The organism is uncultured Candidatus Kuenenia sp. (assembly GCF_900696675.1).
GTDB lineage: Bacteria > Planctomycetota > Brocadiia > Brocadiales > Brocadiaceae > Kuenenia > Kuenenia stuttgartiensis_A.
The window spans coordinates 20,861-33,845 of sequence record NZ_CAADGZ010000031.1; the positions used below are offsets into that span (position 1 = coordinate 20,861).

The 12,985-nt window shown below is 40.7% G+C and carries 10 protein-coding genes; 8 read left to right on the forward strand and 2 right to left on the reverse strand.

Features of this window, described 5'->3' with window-relative positions:
- Positions 1-69 precede the first annotated feature (69 nt).
- Together QZT26_RS06890 and QZT26_RS06895 are read right to left on the reverse strand one after the other, a co-directional pair.
- Entirely contained in the window at positions 70-1,710 is a 1,641-nt protein-coding gene (locus tag QZT26_RS06890; protein WP_295101357.1) for a hypothetical protein, read from the reverse strand.
- Positions 1,711-1,957: 247 nt separating this feature from the next.
- Positions 1,958-2,356 (reverse strand): hypothetical protein, encoded by a 399-nt coding sequence (locus QZT26_RS06895; protein WP_157820328.1) that lies wholly within the window; start codon positions 2,354-2,356, stop codon positions 1,958-1,960.
- A 403-nt stretch (positions 2,357-2,759) separates the two neighbouring features.
- Here QZT26_RS06895 and QZT26_RS06900 point away from each other — a divergent pair, with 403 nt between their 5' ends.
- From QZT26_RS06900 to QZT26_RS06935, 8 genes are all read left to right on the forward strand, one after another.
- Positions 2,760-4,541, forward strand: coding sequence for an SLC13 family permease (locus QZT26_RS06900; protein ID WP_099323912.1), 1,782 nt, complete (start codon positions 2,760-2,762; stop codon positions 4,539-4,541).
- Between the two features lie 638 nt (positions 4,542-5,179).
- Entirely contained in the window at positions 5,180-6,544 is a 1,365-nt protein-coding gene (locus QZT26_RS06905) for a DUF6754 domain-containing protein (RefSeq protein WP_295101359.1), read from the forward strand.
- A gap of 877 nt (positions 6,545-7,421) precedes the next feature.
- Positions 7,422-7,628 (forward strand): hypothetical protein, encoded by a 207-nt coding sequence (locus QZT26_RS06910; RefSeq protein ID WP_099323914.1) that lies wholly within the window; start codon positions 7,422-7,424, stop codon positions 7,626-7,628.
- A gap of 64 nt (positions 7,629-7,692) precedes the next feature.
- Complete coding sequence (locus QZT26_RS06915) at positions 7,693-8,346, forward strand: hypothetical protein (RefSeq protein WP_099323915.1); 654 nt, start codon at positions 7,693-7,695, stop codon at positions 8,344-8,346.
- Positions 8,346-9,161 (forward strand): hypothetical protein, encoded by an 816-nt coding sequence (locus QZT26_RS06920; protein WP_295101361.1) that lies wholly within the window; start codon positions 8,346-8,348, stop codon positions 9,159-9,161. Before QZT26_RS06915 ends, QZT26_RS06920 begins: the two co-directional genes overlap by 1 nt.
- Positions 9,154-9,903 (forward strand): hypothetical protein, encoded by a 750-nt coding sequence (locus QZT26_RS06925; protein ID WP_099323917.1) that lies wholly within the window; start codon positions 9,154-9,156, stop codon positions 9,901-9,903. The genes QZT26_RS06920 and QZT26_RS06925 overlap by 8 nt, the downstream gene beginning before the upstream one ends.
- Positions 9,904-9,973: 70 nt before the next feature.
- Complete coding sequence (locus QZT26_RS06930; protein ID WP_295101363.1) at positions 9,974-10,699, forward strand: class I SAM-dependent methyltransferase; 726 nt, start codon at positions 9,974-9,976, stop codon at positions 10,697-10,699.
- A gap of 488 nt (positions 10,700-11,187) precedes the next feature.
- Positions 11,188-12,417: a sulfatase gene (locus QZT26_RS06935; protein WP_169702846.1), complete on the forward strand. Its 1,230-nt coding sequence runs from the start codon at positions 11,188-11,190 to the stop codon at positions 12,415-12,417.
- The last annotated feature ends 568 nt before the right edge of the window (positions 12,418-12,985 follow it).

Consider the following 12,985-nt stretch of genomic DNA (forward strand, 5'->3'; position numbering starts at 1 on the left):
AACATCTTTAACGTTGGAGTTCAGGTTGCAACCCTCCTGTGGGAAGATACATTTTTCTTGTTTAGTAATTTAGAATTTATGCGCTCCATGCGACCCTAACAGAAATTCAAACTGGAGAATTACGGAATGTTCGGTACTGTCATTTCCCAGTATATTATCATAGTTATATTGAAGTCTTATCTTTGAAAATTCGGATGGGTAAAATGTGAGATTGGGGGAGAGTCGCCCGCGCTCAAAACCTAATGGGTCTGATGCTTCTTTTTCTCCATCCACATAATCACCGCGAAGTCCGACAACCCATCTTCTTTTAAATCCCCAGCATACCTGAGAATAGGCGCCCCAGTTATTCATTATTTCATTAGACATTCCTGCATTTACATCTTCACCCGCCTCGAAACGTCTGCCCATAATCTCCGTTTGCCACGTTACAAAGGGGAATCCCCCAGCGGCATATTTAGATTTCCACTTCCAGAACATATCAAGACCGTAAATGATTGTATCTTTATCCCTTCCTGTAGAATTTGGGCCAAATGCCGCCGAGGCGCCTAATAAAACAGTCGTTTCATCCGTTACTTCGAAAGAAGTTGTAATACGTGGCGTATACAGCATGTCTTCCATGCCGCGTACGCGGGTTTCAACTGCCTCACGCCCAAACAGTGCTTCTTCATTCCTGAAACTGTGTGCCGTTTCTCCCTGACTGTTCTGCACGGTAAAAAATAATTCCGTATAGTTGCTTGTGGGCGCCAGCCATGAAAGTCTTGCCCCTGGCCCTCTCATCCCATCAGGTCCCAGAAATCTGCCATTGACTAATGGTTGGTCTGCAAAGTCCCATGCGTGGGGATGGAATGGATTCAACCTCCCAAATTCGGTAAAGAAGGTGCCTGCTTTTGCCTGCAGGTTAAGCGGAAGCGACATGGATGTCAAGAAAGCCTCTTCCACCTCAAGAAATGATTCACCATCATTGTCGATCTGAAATACAATGTTTGCTTGTCCCTTAAAGTACGGATCTACTGCCCCATCAAATGTAGTTTCTAAATTTTGAACCGTAAACCCACGCTGATTAGCATCGTGTCCGCCCATGTTAAGGTTTTCCAAATCTTTAGCAGTCGAGCCTGCTGCGGCAAATAGACCATCAAATGAAATATTCATATAACTCTTTCCCATGCTCCACAAATTAATCGGTTGTGCCGTAGACCATTTTCCCGGAGCCTGATCAGGAGTAAGTTGCGCAGTAGCCGTGTAATCCAGTTCCTCTTTCTCAATAGCATCATATTTTAATTCCATGTCTTTAAGCTGTTTTTCTTTATCCTGAAGTTGTTTTACAACGTCTTCAAATTCTTCTTTTTTTACGTAAACGCCTTCAAGGCCGGCAAGCTTTGCGTCAACTTCCGCAGGCAGCGATTCTTTTTCAGTTAATTGCGCCTTTTCTTTTTCTAAAGTAGCAATTTTTTCCTGCATTTTATCTAAACGGCTGTTGTAATCCCGTTTCATTTCTTCAATAAGCATCTTCATATCCTGAAATTGATTCATCATCGCATCGAAATCCTCTTTTTTCATATGAACACCATCTTCGGCAAGATTTAATTTTTCAGCTATGTGTTCCGAAGACGATTGATTTCCAAATTTTGAAAAATCTTCAGAAAATACCATGGACACACAATTCACTGCGAAAAACACAAAGAAAAAAATTAAAAATGGCATGTATTTCATAACAATCCTCTCCTGTATTCCGGGTTTATTACTCAGTAACGTATAATTTGATTGCGTTTTTTTGAGCGTATGTGGAAATATCCAGACAGGCAGTTTGCGAAAAATATGCCTCGTTATGAGGCAGCGCTGCTGCATATACATATTATTTTGCGGAGGATAAACCATCAGAAACGCGAAGGCAGTGAACGCCTTTTGTACGTATATCAGTGGTATATTTTTTCAGGTTTTTACCCGCAAATGCCTGTCTTTATGATAAAAGAAATACAGGGATATTGGGTGGAGGACGTATTGTGAGTTTATGAATGGTGGTTGAAGTGAGAACAGAATGTGTTGGGGCGGAAATGATAGAGGTGATGCCGGCAAATGTTTCGAACGTAAGAAATTGGCACGTTAGGGAGGATGTTTTTAACCATTGGCATATTTGGCATGTTTCAGGGTTGTGCTGCCCGGCATCTTCCTGATGTTTAATTTGTGCGTCTGTTGTTTCTTCTACAACATGAGCTTGGGTATGGTCACACTCGCTTACCCCAAAACTACTATTATGAAAGCCGCCTACGGTAAGCGTCAGTAAAAGATAAGGAATAAGGAACGTCAGAACTGAGGTATTGATAAATTTTTTATTTTGCAGACTATGTTGAAGAAACATGGCATGAATTCAGTGTAAAAAAAGATTTTTATTAAACACGATAGTTATGCTAGATACTTTTCTACATCAAGTCAAGCTTAAAATATGGTGTTGTTACATTATAAAATAATTGTGACAGCAAGTGGAAATCCATAGTTCCCGCCAATAAAAACATCTTTTTCTTGTAAGTTTTTGAAAGGCATGTGTTTTTAATTGATTATATGGGGCTTGCAATCCAAAATTGTATGTGATAAAGTCGGAACCTTTGTCATGCTATACCTTACTGGTTCACCAATTGTGATTTCTTAAAAGTTGCTGTTGTAGAGCAAAGAGACTCTTCGCTCTACATTTCGTGATTTGCGAACCTGTAAGATATACTTTCTTAATTTTACAAAAAAGGACTTTTGTGCATAAAGGCGAATAAATGACACTAGATTTTAAAATGTGGTATACATTATCATTGCTTATCATCATGAGCATTCTGCTTATCTTTGATATCATAGAGCTGGAAGTATTGTTTTTTTCTATATTACTGCTTTTGCTTATGGGAAAAATAATCACATTAGAGGAGGCGTTCGCGGGATTTTCAAACGTCGGCATGCTCACCATTGCCCTTTTGTTTGTCATTGCAGGCGCATTAAGCAACACCGGTATGTTAAAGCAAATTAGCCCAATTATATTGGGGAAAGAAAATACCCGTATTAGTCATACATTATTAAGACTTTTATTCCCCGTATCAATCATCTCTGCATTTATAAATAATACCCCTGTTGTGGCGATGTTTATCCCAACGATACGTGCGTGGACGGAAAAACATCATTACGCTCCCTCTAAATACCTGATTCCGCTTTCTTATGGCGCGATATTGGGTGGGATGTGTACGCTTATCGGCACAAGTACAAATCTGATAATTCATGGGTTAATGATTGATTATGGCATGGAAGGATTGGGATTTTTTGAGATTTCAAAGATAGGCATACCTGTCACCATTTTAGGTATTTTATTTATGAGTTTTTTAGGCCATCGCTTGCTTCCTAACAGAAAAGAGCCATTGATTGAATTAGGTGAACACACCAGGGAATTTGTCATAGAACTGAAAGTTACACAGGAATATGAAAACATAGGAAAGACCATAGAAAACGCCGGACTGAGAAGGTTGAAGGGACTCTTCCTTTTTCAAATTGAGAGAAATGGGCGGAGAATCGCTCCTGCAAAACCGGATGAAAAAATACTATTAGACGACAGATTGTTTTTTACCGGGATTCCAAAGACTATTTTGGAATTGCAGAAGATTCCAGGATTGCAGTTGACGAAGGATTCACACTTTAATCTCAAACAATATGATTCAGCGGAAATAAGGACATTTGAGTGCGTTGTTTCCCGAGGTTCTCCCTTAGTAGGGAAAACGGTTCGTGATAGCGATTTTCGTTCTAAGTATGAGGCGGTTATTATTGCAATACACCGGCATGGGGAACGTATTGCAAAAAAAATTGGCGATATTGGTTTGCGTCCGGGTGATACCCTGTTGCTGCTGGCAGGAAAGAATTTTTATAAAAGGTGGTACCATTCAAAGGATTTTTATCTCATTGCGGTTGCAGAGACATTGCCTTCTAAACCTCAGTGGAGGGGATATGTTTCTTTGGGCGTATTTTTTATGATGATTATTTTGACAGTGGCAAATATTCTTCCCCTCTTGTCTGCCGCAGGTTTAGGGGTTATTATTCTGGTTTTAACCAGAACGGCAAATGCCGGTGAAGCCAGAAGGACGATTGATTGGCGGGTGCTTATAATCATTGCAATGTCCCTGGGAATTGCAAATGCCGTAAAACAATCCGGCCTTGCGGATGTTTTGGCGCATATAATCGTCAGGATTGGAGATCATTTTGGCGTGCTTGGGGTATTGGCAAGCATTTATTTTTTCACAAGCATTTATACATTAGTCATTACGAATAATGCGGCGGCTGCAATGTTGTTTCCGATAGCTGTTTCTGCCGCTTCCGCTATCAATGTAGACCAGCGCGGATTTGCCATCGCCATCATGATCGCCGCCTCTGCCAGCTTTGCAACTCCCATTAGTTATCAGACAAATTTGATGGTATATAGTCCTGGTGGTTACAGATTCAGGGATTATCTGATGATAGGGGCGCCTTTGCAGCTTGGGATTGGGGCAATAGCGATAGCCTTGATCTATTGTTTTTATTTTTAAATGAACCCGCGATACTGTTCGATGGCCAATTGTTTTTTTGCCGGCATGCCAAAAACAATTTTATTACATCATTACTTTGTTAAAATAATATGCAAAACAACCTTAATTCCCTCTATTTAAAAGGATTTATGCTTTGAAAAATCCTTGATTAATACCATACAATAAGTAGGATGCCGAACGCAAAGGCATACAAAATATATCACTTTATGAACGGTTTCAGTGGTTTTTAACAAAGTAATGTTACATTATCAATATTTTTTTGTTTTTTTGGCAAAATATTTAATTATGAACTCCGATAATTGTAAAACACGAAACAAATTCTAATGACAAAATGATTTGAAATTCGAAAGGAATCTGTGTGTATAAGTTGCCAAATGCCTGTTTGTTTTTTCCTATTGTATTTTAACTACCATAAATTATAATGAAACCGCTGTGGCTTGCTAGTCACAAAACTAGCGTGGAATCTGTACTACTATCCATCAACTTCTTGTTTTTAATGCTAGTTTTTCAAAATGCATAATCGTAAGACATTGATTAGATGAGGTTTCCGTAAAGTTTGTAGCGTTGGTTTTTTTGTCATTTGAATTTGTTTCGTATTTCGTGATTGTTTGGTTCTGGTTATGCCAGCTTAGCTTGTAATGCCCGGCAAAGCAGGGAATTTTCAGTGTCACTCTTCTGCCGGAACAACAATTACAGTTGATAACCTACGGGATTGCCTCTTTTTTTCTATTATTTATCGTATGTCTTTTCCTGTCTTGAAAGATACCATTAAAAATATTCTCTCCGTTTTTATCGTTATTTGCCTGACAACATTTTTTTCCGCTATAGAACTGTATGCGGAGTTGCCTTCGTTTCTCATTCCTCCAAAAGAGTTTTCAGCCTTTGACACACCAAACGACGCCGGAGAGACGGTGTCACTCACATGGGAAGCTTCTCCCAGCGACTGTGCAGATGTTTTTTATGTAATTTATGCGGATAAAGAAAAAAATGGTTCCTTTGAAAGGGAAGCGTTGCATATTCAATCAAATACTTGTTATCGAAAAGGTGTACCTGAAATTTATGGCTACAATGAAGACAACGGGAATTATCACTATGTGCAGATAAATCCGCGAAAGGTTTTTAACGAGGAGACCTTGGGAAAAAGGCAGCATTTTTATTTTAAACTTGCTGTAATTTCAGGGGAGGAAAAGGTTTTTTCAGAAAGCATTGCTTTCGCCACGCCACGCGGAAACTGGCTGGACATGAAAAAGATCAATAATTTTGCTATTATGATTGTTTTTTCCGCCATTGTCCTCTATTTCATCCTGCATGCCAGACGGAATCCCGACATGTTTTTGAGGAAGATAGGAGGGCTTGATGCGGTTGATGAAGCCCTGGGACGCGCCACGGAAATGGGTAAACCGGTGCTTTTTGTGCATGGCTTGACGCCAATGGGTACAATATCAACGATTGCGTCCACCAATATTCTGGGCAGGATTGCCCGCAAAATTGCTGACTACGATGCTACCCTCAAAGTGGTGAATAGTGACCCGATCGTCATGTCCGTTAGTCAGGAAGTGGTAAAGGAATCTTATCTTGAAGCAGGAAGGCCTGATGCTTACAATCAGGATAACGTATTCCTCGTTGCCGCTGAACAATTTCCTTATGTGGCAGCAGTGAGCGGTATCATGACGCGCGAAAGGCCTGCAGCCAATTTTTTTATGGGATACTTCTACGCAGAGGCTTTGCTTTTAGCCGAAACAGGCGCATCCACAGGGGCAATACAAATTGCCGGCACTGACGCATATACGCAGTTGCCGTTTTTTATCACTACGTGTGACTATACATTGATAGGAGAAGAACTTTACGCTGCAAGCGCTTATTTATCAAGGGAACCAATGCTTATGGGTACGCTCAGGGCGCAGGATGTAGGGAAAGGGCTTCTCATTATTATATTACTCATAGGTACTGCGCTTGCCAGTTTCGGGCTTACGTTTATTACGCATTTGTTTGAGGCTTTTTGATCAGGATTGCTTGATCAAAAACAATTATATAAATTTTAGTAACACTTTAGTCTTTTGAAAAATTCCCGTTATAGAAAAAATACCATGTAGCCCCGTCAGGGGCGGTCTGTTTGTAGCGCAATAAAATTCAATAAGGTAAATAGCTCCGTAGGAGCGGCCTGTCCGTATTCAGGCAGACCTGTTTAATATGGATTTACAAGAGACAGGTCGCTCCTAATTGCAGAGACAGGTTTCAAAACCTGTCTCTACGATCTTTTATAATATTCTATTTTGCTACAAACAGGCTGCTCCTACGGAGCTTATATGTAATACATTTTTCAAAAAACTAAAGTGCTACAAATTTCATAATATTTTGGTTTTTTGAAAAATTCCAATAATAGCAGTGTTTGCCGCATAGTGTGTAGAGATGAAGCATTTGCATGTTTGAGCATAAACGCATGTATGCACGTTCTCGCAAATGCTTCGCCCCTACGGTTTCATAGAACTAAAGTATTGTAACACTTTCGTTCTATGAAAAAAAACGCTCGTTCCCAAGCTCCGGCTTGGAAACGGGATTGTTTTGAGAAGCTCCAGCTTCGAATGGAAAAGATAATGGGCCCATGTCAGCTTGTACTTTTCAGTATGTTATCAAGATATTTGGAGTCCTATTTTGAGCCGAATAATTCTTGCTAAATGGAAGCGAGAGCTTCCAATACCATTGCGTTCCCAAGCCGGAGCTTGGGAACGAGCATTTTTGTTTACGTTTTTTTTCATTGGGATTTTGTATTTTGGAATTTGTTTCGTATTTCGTGCTTCGTGCTTTGTATTTTGTATTTTTTATCTCGTGCTTGTTTGGTTTTGGCTATGCCAGTCTGGGTTTTATAGAGGATGTTTTATTATGATTACCGACACTGAAATACGGATAAAGGGAATAAAGGCACTTACAGAATCTCTTGGTGATGTTGAAGCGGATCGTTTTATTTCTCTTATTCAAAGAAAACTATTTGATTATACAAAATGGCGTCAAGGCATGGATGAAGAATCATCAATAGAGGAAATCAGCAAAAGGGCAATGGCTGTTAGTAATAAAAATACCAGGCAATAGAACCTATTTGTTACAAATAAACGTAATTTTTTAGAACGGCTTTTGTTTTAGCAGGCAATTATTTATGAATCTTTTAAAACGAACAATTCCACTTATCATTGCCTTTGTTATGGGCGTACTTATGGCAATACAATATTACGTCCCCCACAAACTCTCGCAAAATCTGCTTGAAGTTGTAACACGATGGGACAGGATTATCGCCGGTTTTGCCGTGTTTATTGGCGCATACAGCTTATTCCATCTGCATTGGGCAAGGATCAGGAGAAAAGTCGAAGGGTGGGGATACAGTGTCTTTGTCTTTTTTGGGGCAGCAATTACTATTACATTCGGACTCCTGAATGGAGGAAAATTTTTCTGGCATAATAAACAGGATGGGACGATGCTGGATTGGATATACTATTATGTGCAGGTGCCTGCCGGGGCGACAATTTTTTCCATTCTGGCATTTTTTATTGCTTCTGCTGCATACAGAACCTTTCGTGCGCGTACAAGAGAGTCTGCTGTGCTGCTCATTGCAGCAATTGTTGTTATGCTGGGGCGTGTTCCCATCGGAAATTATATTTCTCATTACATACCGGCAGTCGCCGATTGGATCATGGCAGTTCCAAACCTTGCCGCAAAAAGAGGTATTCTGCTGGGGGTAAGCTTTGGGGCTATTGCTACTTCAATAAAGATAATTTTTGGCATCGAGCGGTCTTATCTTGGCGGAGGGGATTAGTGGAAAGATTATTGCATATCGACCGCCGTATCATTTTTGCAATTATTACGGTTGCAGTCATTGTCTCTCTTATTTTACGATTTGAACTGCCAATACCCGCCTCAATACCGGTTCAGGGAGTATACAACAAGGTGGAATCCCTTCCTGAAGGGTCGCATGTTCTTATATCATTTGATTATGACCCTTCTTCAAAGGAAGAACTGCAACCAATGGCAATTGCCTTTCTCCATCACTGTTTTCAAAGGAATTTAAAGGTTATAGGGATGACACATTATCCTGGGTCTCCGGGTCTGGCAGAGCGGGCAATTGTATCCGTAGCGGAGCAGTATCAGAAAGTAAACGGCGAAGATTATGTATTTCTCGGCTTTAAACCCGGTTCTGCATCACTTATTATAAATATGGGAGAGAATTTATATTCCGCCTTTCCAAAGGACTATTATGGGAATGATACTTCTACTTTACCGATATTGCAGGAAGTTGAGTCGTTGAGGGATATTGAATTATTGTTTGACCTTGCTGCAGGTACAACAATAGAACTTTGGATTGTTTACGGAAAGGAAAAATATAAATTTGAACTCGGCGCCGGCTGTACGGCGGTAATGGGACCTGATATGTATCCTTTTCTCCAGTCAAAGCAGTTGGTAGGATTGCTCGGGGGGTTAAAAGGTGCGGCAGAATATGAAGCGTTGGTAGGAAAAGAGGCAAACGCGGTGAGCGGAATGAGGCCGCAAAGTGTTGTGCACGTAATAATCATTTTATTTGTCATATTTGGAAATGTTATTTATTTTGCCTCCGGAAAGGCACGGCATGCGTAAAGATTCTAATTATTATATCCTTGTAGGCTCTATTATCCTGTTTATCATTGTAAATATTGTATTAATGACATCGGGAAAGCTGCCTTTCTCTTCAGATGGATTTGGTATTATTTTAGGGGCGGGGATAACCCTGGCAATATACAGCTTCCTTTATCGGGACAATCCTGCGTTTAAGATTACCGAAAATCTTTATGTTGGCGTCTCATTGGGTTATACCATAATCATAACGTGGTATAATTTTTTAAAACCCGATTTATATGACCCGCTTATTGTGCCGTTGTTTTCTGCCGCAGCGGAAAAGGCTCCGCAGTATTCATTAATCATTCCATCTATGCTGGGAGTCTTTATGCTCCTGAGATTTTCAAGGCGATTATCATGGTTAAGCCGTTGGACATTTGCATTTGTGGTTGGACTCGGTGCGGGCGTAAGTATCCCAAGGGTGATTTCCGCCTTCATCCTTGAACAAATAAAACCTTCCCTACACCCGGTATTTTCCGGAGGTGAAACCGTATTCTCCAGCATTAATACATTACTCATCCTGCTTGGGGTTATTTCTGTTCTTATTTATTTTATCTTTTCAGTAGAACATAAGGGTTCGATTGGGACAATCTCCAAAATAGGGATATGGTTTCTTATGATTTCTTTCGGCGCATCTTTTGGATACACTGTTATGGGGAGGTTATCGCTGCTTATCGGAAGGATTCAATTTTTACTAAAAGACTGGCTTGGCGTTTTGCAGTAAAAAATATGCGGCACTGGCGCGTAACAATGCCCCGTACTTGTAGTAGCGCATTTTATAACAGGGGAAAACTATGGGGTTCAAATCATTGCTGGGTATCAAGAAACACCAGTGGAAAAAAACAGTTAATAAATATATTGTTAAAACAAAAACAGCGTTTCCCCAGTATCCCTGGGATGACTTTTACCGGATAACGGAATATTTTCAGGGACGAGGACTGTCTTCACTGCCCGAACGCGCCTTCTTGTTTCGTCTGTGCCACGATCTCCAGGCAAATGCAAAAATTGTTGAGATTGGCAGTTGGATTGGTGAGTCGTCCTGTCTCCTGGCGTCGGGGCTAAAAGGTGAGGATGCAAAATTATATGCCATTGACAACTTCAAAGGGCAGGCAAGCGACCCTGCCGCCAGAATAAGGTATCAAGAGAGAATGTCCCGGTTGAAAATAAACAACACGAAGGAAATATTTGACAAAAACATTGCCCATTTTAAGCTATCATCGAAAGTCGAATCGATTGCTGCCGATTCTCTTGAGGCTGCAAAGTCGTTTCGGGAACCTCTCCATTCAATAGACTTTTTGTTTATTGACGGCGACCATTCGGAAGATGCAACAAGAAAAGACATTACGACGTGGATGCCGTTTCTGAAACATGGAGGAACTGTTGTTTTTCATGATTTTTCTTCTAACCACGGCGTTCCGCAGGCCATCTGGTGGGCGATACAACAATCATATTTTTCCGGACTCGTGGGCATCTACGGGACGATGATCGCCTTTAGATCCAGCGAAAGCCTTGAGAAATGAGTCTGAGAACCAGCCCTCTCGTGAGGCAAAAGCTTCGGGACTGATAAGAAGAGATTGAAACGATGGATTTCACAGGTGCTTGCTTTTGTTGAGTATACTGCATCGAGCTTGAGTTGTTTAAGTTTTGTGAACGGAAAAAAATTATACTACTTAGCGGCAATTCTTTTTAATCCCTACCTCAAACCATTTGGGCTAATTTTGGAGACACCATACTTAATTCTGCAGATTCTCTCGTTCCCATGCTCCAGATTGGGAATGTGCCTGTGCCATGTGGTAAATGCATGGACACATCCCTTATTTTCTCACCAAATCAAGCAAGTAATATGGGGTGTGTCCCTAATTCTCTCTAATTCTCTGAGGCAATGTTGGATTTCCATTTTGACGGACCGTTCCCTTTGTTAAATGATACAATTAAAACTACTATACAAATATGTTTTGTTTATACATTATTTGTAATAGTATATTTCGGTTGCAATAAAGCATATGCAATGGAACATAGACCTAATATTCTGCTTTTTACCATTGACGCCTGCCGGCCTGATCATCTTGGATGTTACGGATATTCTAAAAACCTGACTCCGAATATTGATTCCCTTGCAAAAGAAGGGGCGCTGTTTATCAATGCATTTAGCCAGTCGGCATGGACTACGCCCGGGATGATTTCGATATTCACTTCCTTATATCCGTTTACCCATAAGGTGGAAGCCCGGGGAGATTCGCTGGATACAAAGGTAGTGACATTGCCTGAAATTCTCAGGGAAAACGGATATGCCGTGCCCGTGCTGCCAAGGTTTGTTGATATCCCCAATTACCGGAACCTGGGTTTTGATGCGGTGGAAAAAGGGCAATTCGAGGGAAAAGAAGTCGGGGATTTGTTGAAATTATTACATGCCTACAAAGATCAACCGTTTTTTATATGGTATCATTATCACGGACTGCATTTGCCCTATAATCCCCCGGATTCTTATCGCAAGGAAATTGCTGAAGCTAATGGTATGAAACCTGAGCACGAATCCGAAGGGGTTTCACTGATAAAAACGAAGTCGGTTATCAAGCATGATGCCGTTGTTTTTACCGATGAGGAGAAAAGCCTTGCGGTTGCTTTGTATGATAGCCAGTTACCGCCATTGGACGATTCTATAGGGATACTGGCCGCGAAACTGAAGGAATGGGAATTGTACGAAAATACAATAATTATCATCACTTCCGACCATGGGGAAGAGTTGTTTGAACATGGGTTTGTTGGCCATGCATCGACTTCGTTAAACGCAAAGCTGTACGATGAAATAATACGAATACCGCTCATCATTTTGTGGCCGAAAAAAATAACATACAAACGCATCGGCGCAAACGTGCAACAGATTGATATTATGCCCACAATTCTTGATATGCTTGGTATTGCAAGCACAAATGCATCAGAGGGACGTTCACTGTTGCCGTTAATGGAAAAGGATCAAGGCGGGGAATCATCGATAGTCTATTGTGAAACCATTATGGGCGGATATCAAAGCACCGAAGTATTGCGAAATATCAGATTGCGCTGCATAAGGACGGAGAGATGGAAGTTGATTGCCAAAAATGGCAATAATGTGGATACATATGAGCTGTATGACCTGAAAAACGACCCTGGAGAAAAAAATAACGTTGCCAAAAAATACCCGGATATTGCACTTGATTTGAAAGAAAAACTCTTTTCAAAAACCGGCAATAACAAATAGTAACGGCGATGCATTTGTATGTTTTGGCGTGAACGCATGTATAGTCAAAGAAATCCGATTTGGGAAATTCCTGGTAACCCGGCCGCTTAAAACACACCCCGCCTGCCTGTGCGTTACACGCAGATAGGTCAGCTACGCTGCCATCCCTCTTTTTAGAGGGAAAAATGAGAAGTCCCATCTATCAAGAGGGGATTTAGAGGTGTGTTTATTATTATAAAACCAGTCATCATGTTTCATTTGCAACACCCAGAAACGATGAAAATGGTTTTATAACCATATCGTGTTGTAGTATCTGTACTTAAGTACCTGCCCATAAATAACTCCTACAAGTTTTGATTGCAAAGTAATTTGCCGTGCGCTATTTTCCAGTGCATTCGGATAAGAAGAATCCACAGTTATATGATTTATTTATGGACAATTCCTAAGCTATTTTTTGTAGTCTTACTTTCGAGTTGGAAACATCTGGCATTTCTGTTTCTGTACCGGTTCAAATGTATAGGGCCATCCAAAAGGTATCAGCTTGTCATTGCTAGGGTATCGGCTTGTCATTGCGAGGGTCTCCGCTTGT

Bases quoted from the DNA above. Each gene is read 5' to 3' on its own strand.
- QZT26_RS06895 (WP_157820328.1), bottom strand. From the start codon at position 2,356: ATGTTTCTTCAACATAGTCTGCAAAATAAAAAATTTATCAATACCTCA.
- QZT26_RS06925 (WP_099323917.1), top strand. From the start codon at position 9,154: ATGCGTAAAGATTCTAATTATTATATCCTTGTAGGCTCTATTATCCTG.
- QZT26_RS06915 (WP_099323915.1), top strand. From the start codon at position 7,693: ATGAATCTTTTAAAACGAACAATTCCACTTATCATTGCCTTTGTTATG.
- QZT26_RS06890 (WP_295101357.1), bottom strand. From the start codon at position 1,710: ATGAAATACATGCCATTTTTAATTTTTTTCTTTGTGTTTTTCGCAGTG.
- QZT26_RS06930 (WP_295101363.1), top strand. From the start codon at position 9,974: ATGGGGTTCAAATCATTGCTGGGTATCAAGAAACACCAGTGGAAAAAA.
- QZT26_RS06935 (WP_169702846.1), top strand. From the start codon at position 11,188: ATGGAACATAGACCTAATATTCTGCTTTTTACCATTGACGCCTGCCGG.
- QZT26_RS06900 (WP_099323912.1), top strand. From the start codon at position 2,760: ATGACACTAGATTTTAAAATGTGGTATACATTATCATTGCTTATCATC.
- QZT26_RS06905 (WP_295101359.1), top strand. From the start codon at position 5,180: ATGCCCGGCAAAGCAGGGAATTTTCAGTGTCACTCTTCTGCCGGAACA.
- QZT26_RS06910 (WP_099323914.1), top strand. From the start codon at position 7,422: ATGATTACCGACACTGAAATACGGATAAAGGGAATAAAGGCACTTACA.